Raw genomic sequence first — 20,634 nt, 5'->3', positions numbered from 1 at the left:
CCATGAGCACCGCAACCCGCTCGCTGCCCCGCACCATCGGCGCGCATGCGATCCTTCTGACCTACACGGCGATCGCGCTGTTTCCGGTGATCCTCGTGATCATGAATTCGTTCAAATCGCGCGCAGGGATTTTCGGCGCGCCGCTGACGCCGCCGACGCCAGGGACCTTCGACCTGATCGGCTACACGACGGTGATCGGCCAGGGCGATTTCATCCACTATTTCCAGAACAGCCTTGTCGTCACCGTCGCCTCGCTGTTCTTCGTGCTTCTGTTCGGCGCCATGGCGGCTTTCTCGCTGTCGGAATACCGCTTCCGCGGCAATTCGCTGATGGGGCTCTATCTGGCGCTCGGCATCATGATCCCGATCCGCCTTGCCACCGTCGCCATCCTGCAATTGATGGTGGCGAGCGGGCTGGTCAACACGCTGACGGCGCTGATCCTGGTCTATACGGCGCAGGGCCTGCCGCTTGCCGTCTTCATCCTGTCGGAATTCATGAAGCAGGTCTCCGACGACCTGAAGAACGCCGGCCGCATCGACGGACTATCGGAATACACCATCTTCTTCCGCCTGGTGTTGCCGCTGGTCAGGCCATCTATGGCGACGGTCGCCGTCTTCACCATGATCCCGATCTGGAACGATCTGTGGTTCCCGCTGATCCTGGCGCCGTCGGAGGAAACCAAGACGGTGACGCTCGGCGCGCAACTGTTCCTCGGCCAGTTCGTCACCAACTGGAATGCCATCCTGGCGGCACTGTCGCTGGCGATCATGCCGGTGCTGATCCTCTACGTCATCTTCTCGCGGCAGCTGATCCGCGGCATCACTTCGGGAGCGGTCAAGTGAATTCGCAAAAACCCCTTCGCGTTGTCGTCGCCGGGCTCGGCAATATGGGGCGCAGCCATGCGCTGGCCTATCACACCAATCCGGGATTCCAGATCGCCGCGCTGGTCAACCGCTCCGATGTGCCGCTGCCGGAAGGGCTTTCGACCTACGCCATCCGGCGTTCCTTCGACGAGGCGCTACGCGACGAAAAGCCCGATGTCGCCTGCATCGCCACCTATTCCGACAGCCATGCTGACTATGCCGTCAAGGCGTTCGAGGCCGGCTGCCACGTCTTCCTCGAAAAGCCGCTGGCAACCACCGTCGCAGATGCAGAGCGCGTCGTCGCCGCCGCCAAGGCCAACGGCAAAAAACTGGTGATCGGCTATATCCTGCGCCACCATCCGTCCTGGATCAGGCTGATTGCCGAGGCGCGGAAGCTCGGCGGCCCTTACGTGTTCCGCATGAACCTCAACCAGCAATCCTCCGGACATACCTGGGAGACGCACAAGCAGTTGATGCAGACGACGTCGCCGATCGTCGATTGCGGCGTGCATTATCTCGACGTGATGCTGCAGATCACCGACGCCAGGCCAGTCGAGGTGCGCGGTATGGGGCTGAGGCTGAGCGACGAGATCGCGCCGTCAATGTACAATTACGGTCATCTGCAGGTGCTGTTCGGCGACGGTTCGGTCGGCTGGTACGAGGCCGGCTGGGGGCCGATGATTTCGGAGACGGCTTTCTTCGTCAAGGACGTGATCTCGCCCAATGGCTGCGTGTCGATCGTCATGAAGGAGGGTGTCAGGTCCGACGACATCGACACCCACACCAAGACCTCGACCATCCGCCTGCACAGCGCGGCGACCGGAGCCGACGGCAAATTCGCCAAACCGGACGAAATGCTGTCGATGGAAGGCGAGCCCGGCCATCAGGACCTCTGCGACCTGGAACAGGCGTTTGTGCTGAAGGCGATCCGCGAGGATCTGGACTTGACCCGCCACATGGACGACGCGGTGAAGTCGCTCGCCGTCTGCTTGGCCGCAGACGAGAGCGTGCGCAGCGGCCTCGCCGTGAAACTCTAGAACAGGGACGACGCCGTGGGCTCGCTGAATATCGAGAATGTCAAAAAGGCCTTCGGGCCGGTCGAGGTGCTGAAGGGCATCAACCTCGAGGTGACGGATGGCGAGTTCGTCGTCTTCGTCGGTCCATCCGGCTGCGGGAAGTCGACGCTGCTCAGGGTCATTGCCGGGCTGGAGGACTCGACCTCGGGCCGCGTGGTGATCGACGGGGCGGACGTCTCCGCCACGCCGCCGGCCAAGCGCGGTATCGCCATGGTGTTCCAGACCTATGCGCTCTATCCGCATCTGACTGTGAAGAACAATATGGGCCTCGGCCTCAAGCAGGCGGGCACGCCGGCGGCCGAGATCGACCGCCGCATCGGCATCGCTTCCTCGATGCTGTCGCTGGAGCCCTACCTCTCGAGGCGGCCGGCCGAGTTGTCCGGCGGCCAGCGCCAGCGCGTCGCCATCGGCCGCGCCGTGGTGCGTGAGCCCAAGCTTTTTCTGTTCGACGAGCCGCTGTCGAACCTCGACGCCGCACTGCGCGTCAACACCAGGCTGGAGATCGCGCAATTGCATCGCCGGCTGAAGGCCACGATGATCTATGTCACCCACGACCAGGTCGAGGCGATGACACTGGCCGACAAGATCGTCGTGCTGAACGCGGGAAAGATCGAGCAGATCGGCGGACCGATGGAGCTTTACAATTCGCCGGCAAATGAATTCGTCGCCGGCTTCATCGGCTCACCGAAGATGAACTTCGTCGACGGGGCCAGGCTTGGCGAGACGGCCAAGACCATCGGTGTCCGCCCCGAGCACCTGACCGTCGATCCGAAATCCGGCGCCTGGAAAGGCACGGTCGTCCATGCCGAGCACCTTGGCGCCGACACCAATCTCTATCTCGACTGCGAGAAGGCCGGCTTGATCACAGTGCGCATCTTCGGCGTCTATAACGCCGAACCGGGTGCCACGCTCTACGCGACGCCGGATCCGGCAAAGACATACCGGTTTGGGGCCGATGGGAAGGTGCTGAAATAGCGCAGGTGCCGACTCCCCTTCTCCCCTTGTGGGCTAGCGTGCGCACACCTCTCCGAAGCAGATGTGTGCGCACGCTAGCCCCCAGGGGAGAAGGCAAAGCGCCGCCTACAAATCCGCCTTGAACGTCTGCTTCTGGATGCCCAGTCCTTCGATACCGAGCTCGACCACGTCGCCGGGCTTCAGGAAGACCGGCGGCTTCATGCCGAGGCCGACGCCGGGCGGCGTGCCGGTCGAGATGATGTCGCCCGGGTGCAGCGACATGAACTGGCTGAGATAGGAGACGAGATAAGCGACGCCGAAGACCATGGTCTTGGTCGAGCCGTTCTGCATGGTCTTGCCGTTGACCGTCAGCCACATCGGGATGTTCTGCGGGTCCTTGATCTCGTCCTTGGTCACCAGCCACGGGCCGATCGGCCCGAACGTGTCGCAGGACTTGCCCTTGGTCCACTGGCCCTGGCGCTCGGCCTGGAAGGCGCGCTCGGAGACGTCGTGCGCGACGCAATAGCCGGCGACATAATCAAGCGCCTCGGCCTCGGTGACATACTTTGCAGTCTTGCCGATCACCACGCCGAGCTCGACCTCCCAGTCGGTCTTCACCGAGCCGCGCGGGATCAGCACGTCGTCGTTCGGCCCGACAATAGCCGAGCTTGCCTTCATGAAGATGATCGGCTCCGGCGGCACGGTGGCGCCGGTTTCGGCAGCATGGTCGGAATAGTTGAGACCGATGCAGATGAATTTGCCGGTGCCGGCGACGCAGGCGCCGATGCGTGGCTTGCCGGAAACCGCCGGTAGCGTCTTCGGGTCGAGCTTCGACAATGTCTCGAGCGATGCCGGGTCAAGCGCCTTGCCGGCAATGTCGGTGACATGGGCGGAGAGGTCGCGGATCGTTCCATCGGCATCGAGCAGGCCGGGGCGTTCGCTCCCCGCCTCGCCATAGCGCAGCAGTTTCATGCAGTTTTCTCCCAGTTGCGACCAGAGGCCGTTTGCAAACTCGCTCCGCTGCGGCGAATGGCGTGGGTTTCGAGAACCGGAGCGGAGCGTACTTAAAGTACGTGAGCACCGGAAGCGCAGAAAGCCGCGTCAGGCGCCCGGCGGAGTAGGGTTTTTAAATGGCCTCTTAGATCGACCAGCCACCGTCGATATTATAAGCCTGCCCCGACGTATAGGTGGCGCCGGCCAGATAGACGGCGAGATCGGCGATTTCCTCGGGCGTGCCGAGGCGGCCCATCGGCTGGCGGGCGATGAAGGCGGCGCGAGCTGCTTCGTAGTCGCCCTGCGCATGCATGCGGTCCTGCAGCGACGGGCTTTCGACCGTGCCCGGACAGATCGCATTGCAGCGTATGCCCTTGCCGACATAGTCGGCGGCGACCGACTTGGTCAGGCCGATGACGGCTGCCTTGGTTAGGCCATAGACGAAGCGGTTCGGCACGCCCTTGGTCGAACTGGCCAGCGACGCCATGTTGATGATCGAGCCGTCGCCGCGCTCCAGCATGCCGGGCAGCACGGCGCGGATGGCGCGGATCATCGAGCGGACATTGAGATCATAGGCAAAGTCGAGATCGCCGTCCTTCATCTCGAGGATCGAGCCGGAATGGACGAAGCCGGCGCAGTTGAACAGCACGTCGACGGCGCCGATCTCGGCAAAAGCGGCGTTCACCGCCTCGTCGTTCAGCACGTCGAGCTTGCGGGTCTTGATACCGGGCGTCTTGCCGAGGTCGGCGAGCACCACCTCGTTAATGTCGGTGGCATGGACGACGGCGCCGGCCTTGGCGAACGCCAGCGCGCTCGCCCGGCCGATGCCTTGCGCCGCCGCCGTGACGACAACGACCTTGCCTGTCAGATCCGCCATGCTTCTCTCCTCGCCCGTCTGTGATCGTTCGGCTTTTTACCGGCATTAGGCCGGGGCGCAATGTGCCAGCCGGGCACTACCATCCCGCCTGTTTCGATATTCGCCTGCCGGCCAAATGTTTTTTCTCGGTAAAGAACATTTGTTGGCCCGTCAAGCCCGGACGTCCCTCCGGGACACTCAGTCGCCGTAGGGCACCCAGACGTTCTTGACCTCGATCGCACGGCGCAGCAAGGCATCGCCGGCTGCTTCGTTCGAGGGCCAGTCGAGGCTGTGGCCGTTGCCGGTCCAGACGCGTTTGAGATTGCCGATGGACTCGGCCTCGGCCTTGGCGCAAGTCTCGGCATCGGCGAACACCCAGAGCCCGTCGACATCGTCATGCTTGGCCAATACGCCGGCAAGCTCGGCGCTACGGCCGGTAACGATATTGATGGCGCCTGCGGGAACGTCGGAATATTCGATGACCTGGTAGAGGTCGGTGGCAAGCAGCGGGTATTTTTCGGATGGCACTGCGACTACGGTGTTGCCCATGGCAAGCGCCGGCGCCACCAGCGAGATCAGGCCAAGCAGAGGCGCATTATCCGGCGCGATGATGCCGACGACGCCGACTGGCTCGTGCAGCGCCAATGTGACGGCGCGGGCCGGCGGCTGGTGGACGCGGGCCTCGAATTTGTCGGCCAAGCCGGCATAGAGGAAAAGGCGCTCGATCGACAGCTCGACCTCGTCACGCGCCGCCTTGGCGGTCGCGCCGGTGAGCTGGGTCAAACGGGCGGCAAACTCGTCTGCGCGGCCGGAAAGGTTTTCGGCCAGGTAATAGAGCACCTGGCTGCGGTTGTAGGCGGTCGCCTCCGGCCAGGCCTTGCAGGCGCGCGCGGCCGCGACGGCGTCACGGATATCCTTGCGGTTGCCGAGACCGATCTCGCCGGCAAGCTTGCCCTTGGCGCTGGCGATGGCGAAGGAATAATTGCCGTCCGGCCGGACCTGCTTGCCGCCGATGAACAGCTTTGCCGTGCGGTCGATGGCGCCACCTTCCGCCTGCTCGACAGGTCGGGCCGAAGACGTTGCCGGTTTGATGATCGGGCCGAGCGGCAGTTTTGCCGAGAGATATTCGAACATGCCCTCGCGCCCGCCTTCGCGGCCAAAGCCGCTCTCGCGGTAGCCGCCAAAGCCGCAGGAGGCGTCGAACATATTGGTGCCGTTGACCCAGACGACGCCGGCCTTCAATTGCGGCGCGACGTGCAGGGCAAGATTGATGTTCTCGCTCCACACCGAAGCGGCCAGGCCATAGCGTGTGTTGTTGGCGAGCTCGATCGCTTCCTCGGTGTTGCGGAAGGTCATAGTGGCGAGCACCGGCCCGAACACCTCTTCATGTGCCAAGATGTTAGCCGGCGAAACACCGGTCGCCAGCGTTGGCAGATGGTAATAGCCCGCGGCGGGCAGTGCCGAGTCCGGCTGCCAGCAGATCGCGCCCTGCTTGGCGCCTTCGGCGATCAGGCCCTTGACGCGATCGAGCTGAGTCAAATCGACCAGCGGGCCGATATCGGTGTTCTTGTCGAGCGGACTGCCGATGCGCAGCCGGCTCATCCGCGTCTTGACCTTGGCGATGAAGGCGTCGGCGATGCCTTCTTGCACCAGAAGGCGCGAGCCGGCACAGCACACCTGGCCCTGGTTGAACCAGATGCCGTCGACCAGACCCTCGACGGCGCTGTCGAGGTCGGCATCCTCGAAAACGACGAATGCCGACTTGCCGCCAAGCTCCAGCGACAATTTTTTGCCCGAGCCGGCAGTGGCCTTGCGGATGATCTTGCCGACCTCGGACGAACCGGTGAAGGCAATCTTCTGGACGCCGGGATGGTTGACGATGGTCGCGCCCGCCTCCGGCCCGCCCTGGACGATGTTGACGACGCCCTTCGGCACGCCGGCGCGTCCGCAGATCTCGGCAAACAGGATCGCGGTGAGCGGCGTGAATTCCGCGGGTTTGAGCACCACGGTGCAGCCCGCAGCGAGCGCCGGCGCGATCTTCCAGGCGAGCATCAAGAGCGGGAAGTTCCACGGGATGATCTGGCCGACGACGCCGACGGCCTTGTGGCCGGGAAAATCCCTGTCCAGCGCCTGCGCCCAGCCGGCATGATGGATGAAATGGCGGATCGCCAGCGGCACGTCGATGTCGCGGCTTTCGCGGATCGGCTTGCCATTGTCGATCGATTCCAGCACCGCGAACAGCCGTTGGTGGCGCTGCATGGCGCGGCCGATGGCGTAGAGCACTTTGGCGCGTTGATATCCGGTGCTGGCGCTCCATTTCGGCAGCGCTTTTGTGGCCGCCGCAACCGCCGCGTCGATATCGGCGGCACCGGCATCCGACACCTTGGCCAGCAGCTTTCCCGAGGACGGATCGCTGGTGTCGAAGGTTTTGCCTCCGCTGGCTGCCTTCCAGTCGCCGCCGATGAACAGCGCTTTGCCGAAATCCCGCGCGGCAAGCCACGCATCGGCCTCGTTGCGCGCCTCCGGCGCCGGGCCGTATTCCATGGCGTGATAGCGTTCGAGGATGTTCATGAAGCGCTCCGAATCACGCCATCGCGTGGCGATGATTGGCCGAGTAGTGGCCGGTCAGATGATGCTCGAGCTGGCGCTCGATATCGGTCAAAAGGCTCGATGCTCCGAAACGGAACAGCTCCGGCTCCAGCCACGGCCGGCCCAGTTCTTCTTTCATCAGCACCAGCCAATCGAGCGAGGCTTTTGCCGTGGAAATGCCACCGGCCGGCTTGAAGCCGATGAGATAGCCGGTTTCCTCGAAATAGGCGCGGATAGCGCGCACCATGGCAAGGCCGACCGGCAGCGTCGCGTTGACGCTTTCCTTGCCGGTCGAGGTCTTGATGAAATCTGCACCCGCCATCATCGCCACCATCGAGGCGAGCATGACGTTGCGCAGCGTGGCGAGGTCGCCGGTACCGAGGATCACCTTCAGATGCGCCTCGCCGCAAGCGGCGCGCATCGAGACGATCTCGTTATAGAGCTCCTGCCATTTCGCCGCGAATACCAGGCCGCGCGGGATGACGACGTCGATCTCGTCGGCGCCGTCGCGGACCGATGCTTCGATCTCTTGCAGGCGCGTCGAAAGCGGTGCAAGGCCATGCGGGAAGGCGGTCGAAACGGCGGCGACATGGACGCCGCTGCCGCGCAGCGCTTCTACGGCGGTGGCGACGAAGGGATGATAGACGCAGACCGCCGCCGGGCGGATATTTTCACCAGTAATGCCCAGCCCCTCGACGATGTCGCGACGGAACGGGTTGACTGCCTTGGCACAGAGCCTGCGCACGCGCTCTTCCGTGTCGTTCGAGTTCAGCGTCGTCAGGTCCATGCAGGCGACGGCGCGCAGCAGCCAGGCCGCCTGGTTATCGGCCTTGATCGAGCGTCTTTTGGTCAGGCTGGCGACGCGGCGTTCCAGCGCCGAGCGGTTGACGCCGCGCATCGATTCCATGAAGCCGAGATCGAGCCTCATGCCGGGATTGCGAGCAATGCCATGGGCTTGCGGCATCGGCGCATTGGCGGCGGCGCGCGCCGGCAGCGGCGTGATCTTGGACGTGCCGAGATCGGTTTCGCGGATTGTGCTGCTCATCTCCTGCCTCTTGTTCAGCGACTTATGCCGAAGATAGACCGTGAAGCAGCGCTTCACGAGTCCTTCAAGCGGTCATAACGGAAAAAGACAGTCAAGGCAGCCGATTTTTGACCGCATGATCAAAATCAGGGTCTCGAACCAGTGGACGCTGAACTGCGCGTCTCAGCCGACGAAGGCGCGCTCGACGACGAAGCTTGCCGGATGGTGCAGCGAGCCTTCCTGGAAGCCGAGGCTTTCGGCCAGTTCCTTGACGTCCTTGAGCATATGCATCGAGCCGCAGATCATGATGCGGTCGGTCTCGGGATTGAGCCTGTCGATGCCGAGATCGGTGTAGAATTTGCCCGAGCCGATCAGCGCGGTGATGCGGCCCATGCGCACGGAGGTCTCGCGCGTCGTCGAATTATACAGCGTGACGCGGCCGCCGGTCAGTTCGCCGATCAGCGGGTCCTTCTCAAGCGCTGTCACCAGCTCCTGGCCGTAGGTGAGCTCGGCATTGTCGCGGCAGGTATGGGTCAGGACCACCTGCTCGAACTTCTCATAGGTGTCGGGATCGCGCAGCAGGCTGGCGAAGGGTGCGATGCCGGTACCTGTCGAGATCATGAACAGGCGCTTGGCCGGCGTCAGCGCGTCGACCACCAGCGTGCCGGTCGACTTCTGCCGCATGATGACTGTATCGCCGATCCCGATTTTCTGCAGCTCCGAGGTAAGCGGGCCGTCCGGCACCTTGATCGAGAAGAATTCGAGTTCGTCGTCCCAGGACGGGCTGGCGATCGAATAGGCGCGGAATACTGGCTTCTCGGCATTGGGCAGGCCGATCATGACGAATTCGCCGGAGCGGAAGCGCAGCGACTGCGGCCGGGTGATGCGGAACGAAAACAGCCGGTCGGTATAATGCTTCACCGAGACGACGGTTTCGGCATAGACATTGGCCGGTATCGGGAACTGCAGCGGCCGGGCGCCGGCTGTGTTGAACGCGGATGTGGTGTTCATCAAACCTAACCTTCTGGGCCGGCTCAGCGCCGGCGCCAAATCTCCACCTGCGCGCCCGAACCGGTCAGGTTCCAGCGTGCCGTTTGCACACTCCGAAGCGGTAAGCTCTTGTGTCCGGAATTTATTAGTATACAAACGATATTTGCGTCAAGACGCCACCGTAAAACAGCTTTCCAAACTAAGGCATCTAGGCAGTTCGGGCATTTCGGGTTTCGACAATGGGACAGAATTTTTCGGCGCAAGCGCTGGATTCGACTGGCGGCGTCGTCGCCGGCATCGATGTCGGCGGAACTTTTACCGACCTCCTTCTGATCGACGGCCGTGACGGTGGCCGGGTGCATATCGCCAAGACCCCGACCACGGTCGACAACCAGGCGTTCGGCGTCGTTGCAGCACTTGGCGCCACCGGCTTTCCGGTCGACGGCATCGACCTCATAGTGCACGGCACGACGACCACCACCAACGCGGTCCTGGAGCGCCGGCTGGCCAAGACCGGCATGATCACCACGCGCGGCTTTCGCGACGTCATCGAGCTTGGCCGGCGGACACGGCCGCAGGCCTATGGCATGACGGGCACGTTCGTCCCGATCATTCCGCGCAATCTGCGGTTCGAAGTGTCGGAGCGGGTCGAGGCCTCGGGCGCGGCGCGCATCCCGCTCGACGAGGCCGAGATGCGGACAGCGATTTCACAACTGATCGCAGCCAGCTGCGAATCCCTGGTCATCCATTTCCTGCATTCCTACGCCAACCCGGCGCATGAGCGGCGCGCCGCCGAGATCGCGGCCGAGCTTTGGCCGAACGGCTACATCACGACAGGCCACGCCCTGCTTTCGGAAGCGCGCGAATTCGAGCGCGGGGTGACCGCTTCGGTCAACGCTTCGGTGCAACCGATCCTCGAACGCTATGTCGAGCGGCTGCGCAAGGAGCTGGCGTCAAAAGGCTACGCCCGCGACTTCCTGATCATGAACGGCAATGGCGGCATGATCTCGGCCCGCTTTGTCACACGTGAGTCGGCCAAGACCGTCATGTCCGGCCCCGCTTCCGGCGTCATCGCTGCCGCCTATACCGGAAAACGCGCCGGCTTCGAAAACCTGGTCACCTATGACATGGGCGGCACCTCGACCGACGTGGCGCTGATCCGCAACGCCGAGCCGGCGGTGTCGAACGAGATCGAGATCGAATATGCGATGCCGATCCACGTGCCAATGGTGGCGGTGCATACGGTCGGCGCCGGCGGCGGCTCGATCGCCCGCGTCGATGCGGCCGGCCTGATCCAGATCGGCCCGGAAAGCGCCGGCGCCAATCCCGGGCCAATCTGCTACGGACGCGGCGGCTTGGAGCCGACCATCACCGACGCCAATCTGGTGCTCGGCAGGCTGGCGCCGAAGAAGCTGCTCGCGGTGGAAAACCCGGTCACCGTCGAGCGGGTCACCGGTATATTCGAGGACAGGATCGGCCGCGCCACAGGCTTGTCCGGCGTCGAGGCGGCGGGTGCGGTGCTGCGGCTCGGCAACGTGAAAATGGCTGGCGCCATCCGCATGGTCTCGGTGTCGCGCGGCCACGACCCGCGCGATTTCGCGCTGTTCGCCTTCGGCGGCGCCGGGCCGCTGCATGCGACGGCATTGGCGCGCGAACTAGGCCTGCCGAAAGTGCTGGTGCCGGCGCGGCCGGGCATCACCAATGCTCTCGGCTGCGTCGTCGCCGATCTGCGCCATGATTTCGTCAACACGGTCAACCAGCCGGTGGCCAGTCTCGATGAAACCCAACTCCACGAGACATTGGAACGGCACCGAAACGAAGGCGAGGAGCTGATCGGCAAGGAAGCGGTGAAGCCGGAAGCAATCCGTATCACGCATTCCGCCGACATGCAGTTCGTCGGCCAGACGCATATCATCAACGTGCCGCTGCCGTCGTCTGCGGTGACACGCGAGGTACTGCAGCAACTGTTCGAGAGTGCCTATTTCGCCCGCTTCAAGGTCGAGCTACCCGAGATCCGCGCCAATCTGGTCAACCTCAACACGTCGGTCACTGGCGTGCGGCCGACCATCGATCTGTCCCGGCTGATCGATCCGGCTGGGCGCGCCAAAACGCTCGAAGAGGCGCGGCGCGAAATCCGGCCGGTCTGGTATGGCGGGCGCTGGTACGATACGCCGGTCTACAGCAGGGAAAAGCTGCCGCTCGGCGCAGTCATCATGGGGCCGGCGATCCTCGAACAGATGGACGCGACGACTGTGCTGGAGCCCGGCGACCGGGCGCGATCGGATGCCGACGGCAACATCATCATCGATATCGGCGAGGCCTGAGATGGAAAAACTCGACGCCATCACCCTTTCGGTCATCCAGGCGGCGCTACAGCAAGTCTGCGACGAAATGGACCTGACATTTTCGCGCGCCGCGTTCTCGCCTGTCATCGCCGAGGCCAATGACCGTTCGGATGGCATCTATTCGGCGCTCGATGGTTCGCTGATCGCGCAAGGCAGCCAGGGCCTGCCGGTGTTCGTCGGCGTCATGCAGTATTCGACCAAAACCGTGATCAAGATGATCGCCGACGGACGCTGCCTGCCGCCCGAGCCGGGCGATATCTACATCGTCAATGATCCCTATCTCGGCGGCACCCATCTCATGGATGTGCGCTTCGCCATGCCGGTCTACCGCGACGGCAGGATATTCTGCTGGCTTTCGAACACCGGCCATTGGCCCGACATTGGCGGTTCGGTGCCGGGCGGATTCTCCGCCTCGGCAACGGCGGTCGAGCAGGAAGGCTTGCGGTTGCCGCCGGTGAAACTGTTCAAGAAGGGCGTGCTCGACCCGGAGATCTACGCCATCATCTGCTCCAACATCCGTGTCGCCGACCAGCGCATTGGCGATATCCGCGCGCAGGCGGCGGCACTGCTGATCGGCCAGGACAGGCTTAACGGAATCCTGGATCGTTACGGAGATGAAACGGTTGTCGAAGCGATCGCCGAATTGCGGCGCCGCGCCGCTGAACAGATGCGCGTCAACATATCGGCCATTCCCGACGGAATCTATCGCTCGCAGGCCTTCGTCGATTCAGACGGCGTGGTAAACGAGCCGCTGACTATCGCGCTGGCGGCCGAAAAACAGGGCGACACGCTCAGCTTCGACTTCTCCGGTTCGTCAAAGCCCTGCGCTGGGCCGATGAACAGCGTGCTGGCGACGACCTTGTCCTCGGTCTATCTCGCCATGCGGCACATTTTCCCCGATGTGCCGATCAGCGCCGGCGCCTTCGAGCCGCTGATCGTCAAGCGGCCGGAAGGCACCTTCCTCGACGCCAAATATCCGCGGCCGGTATCGGGCTGCGCGGCTGAGGTTTCGCAGCGCATCGCCGAGGCGGTGTTCGCGGCGATGGTGCAGGCCCTGCCGGACAGGGTGACGGCGGCTCCGGCTGGCTCCAGCGGCAATTTCGCGCTCGGCGGCAACGATCCGGTCCGTGGCCGCGATTATGTCATGTACCAGATCTCCGGCGGCGGCTATGGCGGCAATGCCGGTCACGACGGCCTGACCAATGGCTGCTCGACCATCGGCATCTCCAAGTCGCCGCCGGTCGAGATCATGGAGCAGGCCTTCCCGGTGCTCTACCGGCATTATGCGCTGCGCGAAGGCTCGGGTGGCGCCGGCAAGCACCGCGGCGGGTTTGGGCTCGCCTATGAGGTAGAGATCCTGCGCGGCGACGCCCGCGCCTCTTTCGTCATGGATCACGGCCGGTTCGGCCCGCAAGGCGCGCTCGGCGGCAAGGACGGCGCGGTCAACACGGTGACTGTGTTCCGCAACGGCGAGGAACATGTGCCGCCGCACCTCTCAAAGGAACAGGACATCGCGCTGAAGGCAGGCGACCGCGTGCGCGTCGGCACACCGGGCGGCGGCGGCTACGGCGATCCGTTGCAGCGCGATCCGCAATTGGTCGCTCGGGATGTCAAGCTTGGCTACTATACCGCAGAGCAAGCCAGAGACCTGTTCGGAGTCGTAGCGGATGAGCAACCCAAATCCCCTGGAGGCTGATCTCTCGTCTGAACTGGCCTACGCAGTCGAACGCGTCTATGCCGCTTTCGCGTCTTATCCATCGCCCCGCCACCTGCATGGCTCGCCGTACAAGGATTTGGAATCGATCTTTCGGGGAGTATCCAGTGGTCCGCTTCGGGAGCTCAGTGGTGAAAACCTCGGCGCCTATGCCGGATCGGCCATATGGACGGTCGGCGACGTCGATGACTACCGGCACTTTCTGCCGAGAGTGCTTGAACTTGCCATCCAAGGCGAACCTTCGATGGGGTTCGACGCCAACGTGATTGCCGCAAAGCTCGAAAGGACCTCCTGGCGCGATTGGCCGTTGGAAGAACAGCAGGCTGTCGAGGAGCTGTTTCAGGCTGCCTGGCGAAAAGCGATGACCATGCATCCCGATGAAGGGAACGCGGTTCCCTGGCTGGAGGGCATAGTGCTTGCCGGAATGGATGTAGCAGCTGCATTAGCGGCATGGCATGATAGCCCTTACCCCGAGGCCATGTTGCACTGTGCGGACTTGATTACCGGCAACATCAAGACACTCGATAAGGGGCACGTGATCTTCAGCGAACAGGTCACCACATGGCTTCTATCCGACAGTCTCGCCTGGCACTTGTTCACCGTCGCGGTCGAGGCTCCCTTGCGCCCCGACGATCGCGAAAAGCTCGCTTGGGCCAGCGAGACCATCGAGAACAATCTGAACTTTCCCGGAAATTAAAGGCGTTGATTGGCCGCGGTTCGCCGGTCACGCTCTGTGGTCCAGCCTCGCGACCAGCCGGTCGCCGGCCCACTGGATGCCGCAGACCAGGACGATCAGGACGATGACCACGGCGATCATGACGGACGTCTCGAAGCGCTGGTAGCCGTAGCGGATGGCGAGGTCGCCGAGCCCGCCGGCGCCGATGGCGCCAGCCATGGCCGAGGCGCCGATAAGCGTCACCAGCGTCACGGTAAAGCCGGCGACGATGCCGGGCAACGCTTCCGGCACCAGCACCTCTCGAATAATCGTCCAGCGGTTGCCGCCCATGGCGCGTGCTGCCTCGATCAGCCCGTGGTCGACCTCGCGCAGCGACACTTCGGCGATCCGGGCATAGTAAGGCGTCGCCGCGATCGACAGCGGCACGATCGCTGCCCAGGTGCCGATCGAGGTGCCGACGATCAGCCGCGTCACCGGGATCAGCGCAACCAGCAGGATGATGAAAGGCACCGAGCGGAAGCCATTGATGACAGCGCCAAGCGCGCGGTTCACCCACAGGTTTTCGGCGATGCCGCCGCGGTCGGTGGCGACCAGCGCCAGGCCGAGCGGCAGCCCGAAAACCAGCGAGACGAGGCCGGAGGCGGCCGTCATCAGGATCGTTTCCCAGATTGAACGGACGAGAAGCTCAAACAGAACCGGCGACATGGCCAAGCACCTCCACCCGCGCTTGGCGGGCTTTCAAGAACGCGATCACCTCTGCCAGGTGAGCTTCATTGGTGCCGGCGACCGCCACGAACAGTGTCCCGACAGGCTGCTGCTGGACGTGATCGATGCCGCCATGCACGAGGCGGAACGAGCCGGGAACTGCCGAGGCAAGATCGGACAAAAGCGGGCTTCGGGCGGCCTCACCGGCCACGTCGATCCTGAGGATCGCCTCCACGCCGGCGTTCTGCGTTAGCCGGCTTGCGATCTCCGCCGGCAATTGCGGCCGGATGCCGCCGAGCAGGCTTTGTGTGATCGCCGATTTCGGGTCGGCAAAGACCGACCACACCGGCCCTTGCTCGACGATCCGCCCAGCGTCGATCACCGCGACCCGGTCGGCGATCGAGCGGATCACCTCCATCTCATGCGTGATCAGCAGGATGGTCAGGCCAAGCTGCCGGTTGATGTCCCTCAGCAAGGCAAGGATGGAGCGCGTCGTCTCCGGGTCGAGCGCCGAGGTCGCTTCGTCGGACAAAAGTAGCGCCGGGCGCGCCGCAAGCGCCCGGGCAATGCCGACACGCTGCTTCTGCCCGCCCGACAGCGACGCCGGATAGGCTTTCGCCTTCTCCGACAGCCCGACGAGCTCGAGCAGCTCGGCGGCGCGCGCCAGGCGTTCGGCCCTGGGCCGGCCTTCGATCTTGAGCGGCAGCGCTACATTGTCTTCGACGGTCTTGGCGGACAGCAGGTTGAAATGCTGGAAGATCATACCGATGCGCCGGCGCAGCGGCTGCAATTCGCGCTCGCCGAGCCGGCTGATGTCGCGGCCTTCGATGTAGACCTGTCCTGAATCCGGCCGCTCCAGGCCGTTCAGGCAGCGTATCAGCGTCGACTTGCCGGCGCCGCTGCGGCCGATGATGCCGAGGATCTCGCCCTGGCGCACGCTGAGCGACACGCCGTCCAGCGCCGCTGTCGCGCCGAAGCGGCGCTTCAGCTCGATGAGGCGCACGACATCGTTCGGTCCCGCGGAGCGGCCGCCGACGGGATGCATGACTTCGATGACCGAGGCGAAATGCTGGTTCATGAAAGTTCCTGTATTGGTGTCCCGCAAACGCGATCGCGGTCCGCGTTGAAGCGCGGACCGCTTTACCATGCCGGGCTTCGGCGCCCAGTCGAGCTCGGCATCAATAGGCGCTGATGCCGGTTCCCTTGTAGACCCGATCGAATTCGGCCTTCACCTTTTCGTTCTGATAGGAGGCGACCAATGTCTTTACCCAGGGCTGGTTTTCATTGCCGGCCTTGACCGCGATGAAATTGCGGTAGGGATTGTCGGCCACCGCCTCCTGGGCGATGCGATTCTCCGGTGTGAGGCCGCTTTTAAGCGCCCAATCCGTGTTGACTACGGCCGCGTCGAGGTCTTCCACCGAGCGCCCGACGATGCCTGCGTCCAGCTCCTTGATGACCAAGTGCTTCGGGTTTTCGGCGATGTCGGTGGTCGTCGCCAGAATGCCGGTGCCTTCCCTGAGCTTGATCAGATGTTCGCTCTGCAGGACGCGCAGTGCGCGGCCCTCATTGGACGGGTCGTTCGGCACGCCAATGACCGCGCCTTCTGGCAGGTCGGCAATCTTCGCGTACTTCTTGGAATAAAGGCCGATCGGCCAGACCCCGGTATAGCCGACCGGGACGATGTGATAGCCCTGCGTCTTGATCTGGTTGTCGAGATAGGGCTTGTGCTGGAAGGCGTTGGCGTCGATTTCGCCACGCTCGAGCGCTTCATTCGGCTGGGTATAGTCGTTGAACACCACGGTCTCGATTGTCAGGCCCCTCTCCGCCGCCTGGGCGGTGACGACGCGCCAGACGTCCTCGTCCTCGCCGCTCATGATGCCGACCTTGACCGCCGTCTTGTCCTCGGCGAGCGACGGCGCAGCAAGGCCGACAATCGCAACCGCCGACGCGAGAAGTACAGCGAGACCGGCGCGCCGGCTTATACTTGCGGAGAAAAATGAGTGCAAAGTGTTGGTGTTCCCAGACATGATCTATCCCGTCGGTGCTGAAGTCGTTGCGGCCAGGCGGAGTGCCAAGCCTTGTCGGCATCATCGGGAATGCTGACCGTCGGATCAAAGCACCGTATTTCCCGCGAGATGCGAAGCCAGGAATATTCTCTCAAAGTTTCGGGCCTGGCGAGCACAGGGCGTGCTGGGATCATGCGTTCTAAGCCAATGCTGGTTCAGAAATTGTCCGGACCTCGTCTCCGCTATGAGGCCCGCCGTGCTTCGAAACGGCGGGCCTTTCTGCGTCGGGATGTCGACAATGCTGGACGCGCCGCATGTCCCTTCAAAGCGACGCGCTTGCTCACTCGATGACCTTCACGATCCTGCGCGTGCCAGGATCGACCAGGACGGTCCGATTGTCGACGACGACATAGCGGTATTTGACGTCGGGAACCTCATGAAGCTCGACGGTATCGGGCAGGGTCGAGCCGACATTGAGCTCCACGCCGGGAAGCTGGACGGACGCCAGAGGCTGCTTTTTCACATACTCGCGTACGATCGTCTCCTGCTGCGGTTCGATGACCACGTCCTGAGCGGCAGCGGCGCCGACACCCGCAAGCAGCAAAAACCCAGCCGCGGCCGCCGAAAGATGCATTCTCATGATTGTCTCCTTTCCTCGTGAGCCACCTCTGCGCTGCGCCGCGTCATGCCGTTCGCAGCGGGGTCGCTATAGGCCGGTAACGTCATCAGGTGGAGCTTGTTCCGCCACTCGGATCGCTTGCCGTTTCCCTCCATTAGTTTGGAACAAAGTTTTTTAGACGCAGTTTTGCGGGGTGAAGGGACGCGTTTTCCAAGGAGATCTCTCATGAAAGGCGTTCTGATCACCAGCATGTTAGCAATCAGCGTCAGCTGCGGGGCCGCACTTGCCCAGATGCAGCAGTCGACCGACGATCAGTCCGGCGCCAATTGTGCAGCCGGCACTGCCAATTGCCAGAACGGCGCCAAGATGGGCGAGCAGGCTCAGGGCAAGGCCGGCGCCACCACTGATCAACAGGCGCAGGGCAAACCGAAGCTGAAGACCGGCGAGCAGGCTCAGGGCAAGGCTGGCGCTACGACTGAGCAGCAGGCCACGGGCAACACGAAGATGAAGACTGAAGAGCAGGCCCAAGGCAAGGCTGGCGCCACGACTGACCAGCAGGCCACGGGCAACACGAAGATGAAGACCGAGGAGCAAGCCCAGGGCAAGGCTGGAACCACCACCACCGAGCAGGCTCAGGGCAGCTCCAAGATGCAGACCGAAGAGCAGGCTCAGGGTAAGGCTGGGACCACGACCACAAACCAGGCTCAGAGCAATACTTCTACCCAGCAGGACCAGAGTTCGACCGCTTCCATCAGCAATGTGACCGTTGAGCAGAAGACAGAGATCACTCAGGTCATCAAGGAGACGAACGTCCAACCCGTTTCCAACGTCGATTTCGACATCTCCGTCGGTGTCGAGGTCCCGCGAAAGAAGGTCCGGCTGCATCGCCTGCCGGCGCGCATCGTCAAGATCGTTCCGGCTTACGAAGGCTATGAGTATTTCGTGCTCGCCGACGGCCGGATCGTCATCGTCGACCCGAATACCTACAAGATCGTGATTATCCTGACCTAGTCGTGGCCAGACGGTCTACCGTGGGTTGATTCACCAAAAAAGCCCGCCGCCCGAGCTGCGCGGCGGGCTTTTCCGTACCCAGCTCCAGCGTCTGCAAATCGCAAATCAAGGTCCGTCCTCGGGGCGAGGAGTGAGCACGGTATGATCGATGGTGTCGGGCAGGCAGGGACTGGGCAGGCAGCTTGTTCGGACTGACGCGGTGGTCATGGCATCGATATCCGTAACCAGCACCATTCTCGCGTAGTGCCGCGGCCACAGCGGCTCTCCAAACAGGACGAAGACGCCGCCAATCATCAAGGCCAGCAACATGAGTGCCGTAACATTTGCAAATATCTCGCCGTAGCGCATGAAGGCAGCCTGTCCCGTTCGGAAAGCGATTTCAGCCTGTGACAGCGGCGACCAGGACGGCGCCGAAAGCCGGCGCTACTATCCTTGACGCCCCGCGAACGCCGCCTTCCATTGGATCCTCCCCGAACAAGCCGGGTAAATAACGGCACTCTCGGTGCTTTGTTCCCGGCCGTGTGGCCGGACGACAGCCGCGTCACACAGGCCGTGTGTGGGGCGGCCTTTCGTTTGCAAAAGGCACTCTTCGCTCTCATTGATGTGCGGCAGCGAGGTCCTTGACGTGACGTTCGTGCATTTGCAGCACCGGCAGCGTCTTCTTGGCAAACTCCTTCATCGCCGGATCGTCGCCGGAATTCGCGTAAGCGGAAAACAGCGCCACCGCTTCCTTATGCGCCTGGGTCTGCATGTCGATATATTTTGATTGGAAACTGTCCCCTCTGGCCTCCTTGAGTTGGTCGAGCAGCGCTTGGTGCTTGGTGTCCAGCGACGGGCCGGCCGGCGCGGTGGCCGAAGTCGTCTGCCCCTTGCCGAGCGCCGCCTTGAAGTCCTCGCCGGCCTTGGTATGGTCCGTGACCATTTGCGCCGCGAAGGCCTTCACATCGTCAGCCGTCGCCTGCGTCTGCGCAAGTCGGCTCGATTCGATTTCAAATGTATTGGCGATGGGCACGGTCTTGACGAATGTCGCGGTGTCAACCTTGCTCATGGTGTCGGTCGTCAGCGGCGTCAGCGTCGCCGATTGGGCAAAAACAGCCAAAGGCGCGCCGGCCATCATCGCTGCCGCAGTGATGGATAGAAGCGTTTTCATGGGGGTTCTCCGAGGCTGATGTCATCCCTCCGATGGCTCAACGCGGAAGCTGCGACGAGGTTGCCTGGTCGCAGTGGCCACAGCCGCCGCGAGCCAAACAAATGATTTGGATAACACAAAAATACAAAAAGAGAGGACGCCGGCTGGGTCCTGCAAAGTGCAACGCAACCCGTAGGACCGTACGGAATCGTACAAGCTCTTTCGCTTTGCCGCAGTCTTGCTATCGTCTGCCGGGACAGATGGGTGGAGGCTTCCGTGGGGCAGATCAAGTCGCCGCTTGGAATCGGTATTGATACCGACAAAGCCGTTCATATCGTCATGGCCGACTACAATTCGGGCGACATTCTCTCGACCACTGTCGTCATAGCCGATTTGCGCAAACGCTTTCCCTGGTTCCGGCAAACCGACGAGGAACTGGTTGGCTTCATCGTTCGGGCGCTGGACGGTCGGGATATCGCGGTCAGCTTCGACCACCGCTGCCGTTAGACGGCCGATTTTCAATACAGCTGCGGAGCGTACGCTCCGCAGCCTCATCACAGACTATGATAAACCGGGCGCTTACTTGCCGCAGTGGTTGTCGTTCACCGTCGGCGCCATCGTGCCCGGAGACTTGCCGGTCGCGTCGGGCAGAGCCCCCTGCGGGCCTGGTGGGCAATTCCGGTCGGCATTCGAATTCGTCGTTGAGAAATCGCGAATGCTGTTGGTGATGGTCGAATCCGTGCCGGTGTCAGGGCCGCCATTATCCGGGACTACTATCGTCCGCCCGCTGCCGTCGGCAGCAGCTCCGGAGGGATCGCCGACGTTCTGGGCCATCGCTGACGTGGCCAGACCGATCGTAAGCGCCGAAGCTGCGAGAATTTTCGTGAGCATGATGCTTCTCCTTTTTACGAGGGTCGTCGCGTTGCGACTACGAAAACAACCGTTCGGGCGGGCGAAGGTTCCGACAAATTCCCCATGAATTTCAGCATGTTCTTGGGTGTTCAAGGCGGCCGCCATGCCATTCTCCGCGGGCATGCATCTGTGGACTTTTCTGACGGCCCGGCCCGGCATTTTGCTCGCCGCA

Annotated in this window: 20 protein-coding genes; 8 read left to right on the top strand and 12 right to left on the bottom strand. The window is 63.0% G+C overall.

Features of this window, described 5'->3' with window-relative positions; all coding sequences use genetic code 11:
• The first annotated feature begins 2 nt into the window (after window positions 1-2).
• Genes NKH99_RS20690 through NKH99_RS20680 form a run of 3 tightly spaced genes read left to right on the top strand, consistent with a single transcriptional unit; the run spans window position 3 to window position 2,914 of the window.
• A complete protein-coding gene (locus NKH99_RS20690; protein ID WP_352449604.1) occupies window positions 3-842 on the top strand; it encodes a carbohydrate ABC transporter permease in 840 nt (279 codons plus the stop codon).
• The gene (locus tag NKH99_RS20685) at window positions 839-1,900 is read left to right on the top strand and encodes a Gfo/Idh/MocA family protein (protein WP_353015227.1); all 1,062 of its coding nucleotides are present in this window, start codon (window positions 839-841) and stop codon (window positions 1,898-1,900) included. Before NKH99_RS20690 ends, NKH99_RS20685 begins: the two co-directional genes overlap by 4 nt.
• A gap of 15 nt (window positions 1,901-1,915) precedes the next feature.
• Window positions 1,916-2,914 carry an ABC transporter ATP-binding protein gene (locus tag NKH99_RS20680; RefSeq protein WP_352527632.1) on the top strand — a complete coding sequence of 333 codons (999 nt, stop codon included), beginning with the start codon at window positions 1,916-1,918 and terminating at the stop codon, window positions 2,912-2,914.
• 105 nt (window positions 2,915-3,019) lie between these two features.
• Here NKH99_RS20680 and NKH99_RS20675 read toward each other — a convergent pair whose 3' ends face one another.
• From NKH99_RS20675 to NKH99_RS20655, 5 genes are all read right to left on the bottom strand, one after another.
• Window positions 3,020-3,865: a fumarylacetoacetate hydrolase family protein gene (locus NKH99_RS20675; RefSeq protein WP_352684100.1), complete on the bottom strand. Its 846-nt coding sequence runs from the start codon at window positions 3,863-3,865 to the stop codon at window positions 3,020-3,022.
• Between the two features lie 166 nt (window positions 3,866-4,031).
• On the bottom strand, window positions 4,032-4,763 hold the full coding sequence (locus tag NKH99_RS20670) for an SDR family oxidoreductase (protein ID WP_352473100.1): 732 nt from the start codon (window positions 4,761-4,763) through the stop codon (window positions 4,032-4,034).
• A 177-nt stretch (window positions 4,764-4,940) separates the two neighbouring features.
• On the bottom strand, window positions 4,941-7,313 hold the full coding sequence (locus NKH99_RS20665) for an aldehyde dehydrogenase family protein (RefSeq protein ID WP_352979572.1): 2,373 nt from the start codon (window positions 7,311-7,313) through the stop codon (window positions 4,941-4,943).
• Between the two features lie 13 nt (window positions 7,314-7,326).
• Window positions 7,327-8,376: a deoxyribose-phosphate aldolase gene (deoC, locus tag NKH99_RS20660; protein ID WP_353015224.1), complete on the bottom strand. Its 1,050-nt coding sequence runs from the start codon at window positions 8,374-8,376 to the stop codon at window positions 7,327-7,329.
• A gap of 162 nt (window positions 8,377-8,538) precedes the next feature.
• Window positions 8,539-9,366, bottom strand: coding sequence for a ferredoxin--NADP reductase (locus tag NKH99_RS20655; RefSeq protein WP_352771472.1), 828 nt, complete (start codon window positions 9,364-9,366; stop codon window positions 8,539-8,541).
• Between the two features lie 218 nt (window positions 9,367-9,584).
• On the opposite strand from NKH99_RS20655, the gene NKH99_RS20650 reads away from it, so the two are divergent.
• Genes NKH99_RS20650 through NKH99_RS20640 form a run of 3 tightly spaced genes read left to right on the top strand, consistent with a single transcriptional unit; the run spans window position 9,585 to window position 14,101 of the window.
• A complete protein-coding gene (locus NKH99_RS20650) occupies window positions 9,585-11,669 on the top strand; it encodes a hydantoinase/oxoprolinase family protein (RefSeq protein WP_353015222.1) in 2,085 nt (694 codons plus the stop codon).
• A 1-nt stretch (window position 11,670) separates the two neighbouring features.
• Window positions 11,671-13,386, top strand: a complete 1,716-nt coding sequence (locus tag NKH99_RS20645) for a hydantoinase B/oxoprolinase family protein (RefSeq protein ID WP_352539845.1) — start codon at window positions 11,671-11,673, stop codon at window positions 13,384-13,386.
• Complete coding sequence (locus NKH99_RS20640) at window positions 13,358-14,101, top strand: hypothetical protein (RefSeq protein ID WP_352539846.1); 744 nt, start codon at window positions 13,358-13,360, stop codon at window positions 14,099-14,101. The genes NKH99_RS20645 and NKH99_RS20640 overlap by 29 nt, the downstream gene beginning before the upstream one ends.
• Window positions 14,102-14,128: 27 nt before the next feature.
• Here NKH99_RS20640 and NKH99_RS20635 read toward each other — a convergent pair whose 3' ends face one another.
• From NKH99_RS20635 to NKH99_RS20620, 4 genes are all read right to left on the bottom strand, one after another.
• Window positions 14,129-14,785: a methionine ABC transporter permease gene (locus tag NKH99_RS20635; protein ID WP_352820853.1), complete on the bottom strand. Its 657-nt coding sequence runs from the start codon at window positions 14,783-14,785 to the stop codon at window positions 14,129-14,131.
• Window positions 14,766-15,830, bottom strand: a complete 1,065-nt coding sequence (locus NKH99_RS20630) for a methionine ABC transporter ATP-binding protein (protein ID WP_352540028.1) — start codon at window positions 15,828-15,830, stop codon at window positions 14,766-14,768. Before NKH99_RS20630 ends, NKH99_RS20635 begins: the two co-directional genes overlap by 20 nt.
• A gap of 133 nt (window positions 15,831-15,963) precedes the next feature.
• The gene (locus tag NKH99_RS20625) at window positions 15,964-16,812 is read right to left on the bottom strand and encodes a MetQ/NlpA family lipoprotein (protein ID WP_353015219.1); all 849 of its coding nucleotides are present in this window, start codon (window positions 16,810-16,812) and stop codon (window positions 15,964-15,966) included.
• A 319-nt stretch (window positions 16,813-17,131) separates the two neighbouring features.
• Complete coding sequence (locus NKH99_RS20620; protein WP_352473090.1) at window positions 17,132-17,431, bottom strand: DUF1236 domain-containing protein; 300 nt, start codon at window positions 17,429-17,431, stop codon at window positions 17,132-17,134.
• 204 nt (window positions 17,432-17,635) lie between these two features.
• On the opposite strand from NKH99_RS20620, the gene NKH99_RS20615 reads away from it, so the two are divergent.
• Window positions 17,636-18,421 carry a DUF1236 domain-containing protein gene (locus NKH99_RS20615; RefSeq protein ID WP_352473089.1) on the top strand — a complete coding sequence of 262 codons (786 nt, stop codon included), beginning with the start codon at window positions 17,636-17,638 and terminating at the stop codon, window positions 18,419-18,421.
• Window positions 18,422-18,526: 105 nt separating this feature from the next.
• Here the strand turns inward: NKH99_RS20615 and NKH99_RS20610 are convergent, their stop codons facing one another.
• Both NKH99_RS20610 and NKH99_RS20605 read right to left on the bottom strand, forming a co-directional pair.
• Window positions 18,527-18,769, bottom strand: a complete 243-nt coding sequence (locus tag NKH99_RS20610) for a polymerase (protein WP_352473088.1) — start codon at window positions 18,767-18,769, stop codon at window positions 18,527-18,529.
• A 247-nt stretch (window positions 18,770-19,016) separates the two neighbouring features.
• Entirely contained in the window at window positions 19,017-19,571 is a 555-nt protein-coding gene (locus tag NKH99_RS20605; RefSeq protein WP_353015217.1) for a DUF4142 domain-containing protein, read from the bottom strand.
• A 255-nt stretch (window positions 19,572-19,826) separates the two neighbouring features.
• Between NKH99_RS20605 and NKH99_RS20600 the strand changes: the two genes are divergently transcribed.
• Window positions 19,827-20,057 carry a hypothetical protein gene (locus NKH99_RS20600; RefSeq protein ID WP_352614257.1) on the top strand — a complete coding sequence of 77 codons (231 nt, stop codon included), beginning with the start codon at window positions 19,827-19,829 and terminating at the stop codon, window positions 20,055-20,057.
• A 72-nt stretch (window positions 20,058-20,129) separates the two neighbouring features.
• On the opposite strand, the gene NKH99_RS20595 is transcribed toward NKH99_RS20600, so the two are convergent.
• Entirely contained in the window at window positions 20,130-20,567 is a 438-nt protein-coding gene (locus NKH99_RS20595) for a hypothetical protein (RefSeq protein WP_352539853.1), read from the bottom strand.
• Between the last annotated feature and the right edge of the window lie 67 nt (window positions 20,568-20,634).

Source organism: Mesorhizobium sp. M0854 (assembly GCF_040319815.1).
In the GTDB taxonomy this organism is placed as follows: domain Bacteria; phylum Pseudomonadota; class Alphaproteobacteria; order Rhizobiales; family Rhizobiaceae; genus Mesorhizobium.
Note: the sequence above shows the minus strand (reverse complement) of the source record. Positions and strands in the feature narration are given on the sequence as shown.

Coding starts and splice junctions, on each gene's coding strand:
- NKH99_RS20690 (WP_352449604.1), top strand. CDS start 3: ATGAGCACCGCAACCCGCTCGCTGCCCCGCACCATCGGCGCGCATGCG.
- NKH99_RS20675 (WP_352684100.1), bottom strand. CDS start 3,865: ATGAAACTGCTGCGCTATGGCGAGGCGGGGAGCGAACGCCCCGGCCTG.
- NKH99_RS20670 (WP_352473100.1), bottom strand. CDS start 4,763: ATGGCGGATCTGACAGGCAAGGTCGTTGTCGTCACGGCGGCGGCGCAA.
- NKH99_RS20665 (WP_352979572.1), bottom strand. CDS start 7,313: ATGAACATCCTCGAACGCTATCACGCCATGGAATACGGCCCGGCGCCG.
- deoC (WP_353015224.1), bottom strand. CDS start 8,376: ATGAGCAGCACAATCCGCGAAACCGATCTCGGCACGTCCAAGATCACG.
- NKH99_RS20655 (WP_352771472.1), bottom strand. CDS start 9,366: ATGAACACCACATCCGCGTTCAACACAGCCGGCGCCCGGCCGCTGCAG.
- NKH99_RS20650 (WP_353015222.1), top strand. CDS start 9,585: ATGGGACAGAATTTTTCGGCGCAAGCGCTGGATTCGACTGGCGGCGTC.
- NKH99_RS20645 (WP_352539845.1), top strand. CDS start 11,671: ATGGAAAAACTCGACGCCATCACCCTTTCGGTCATCCAGGCGGCGCTA.
- NKH99_RS20640 (WP_352539846.1), top strand. CDS start 13,358: ATGAGCAACCCAAATCCCCTGGAGGCTGATCTCTCGTCTGAACTGGCC.
- NKH99_RS20635 (WP_352820853.1), bottom strand. CDS start 14,785: ATGTCGCCGGTTCTGTTTGAGCTTCTCGTCCGTTCAATCTGGGAAACG.
- NKH99_RS20630 (WP_352540028.1), bottom strand. CDS start 15,830: ATGCATCCCGTCGGCGGCCGCTCCGCGGGACCGAACGATGTCGTGCGC.
- NKH99_RS20625 (WP_353015219.1), bottom strand. CDS start 16,812: ATGTCTGGGAACACCAACACTTTGCACTCATTTTTCTCCGCAAGTATA.
- NKH99_RS20620 (WP_352473090.1), bottom strand. CDS start 17,431: ATGAGAATGCATCTTTCGGCGGCCGCGGCTGGGTTTTTGCTGCTTGCG.
- NKH99_RS20615 (WP_352473089.1), top strand. CDS start 17,636: ATGAAAGGCGTTCTGATCACCAGCATGTTAGCAATCAGCGTCAGCTGC.
- NKH99_RS20610 (WP_352473088.1), bottom strand. CDS start 18,769: ATGCGCTACGGCGAGATATTTGCAAATGTTACGGCACTCATGTTGCTG.
- NKH99_RS20605 (WP_353015217.1), bottom strand. CDS start 19,571: ATGAAAACGCTTCTATCCATCACTGCGGCAGCGATGATGGCCGGCGCG.
- NKH99_RS20595 (WP_352539853.1), bottom strand. CDS start 20,567: ATGGCGGCCGCCTTGAACACCCAAGAACATGCTGAAATTCATGGGGAA.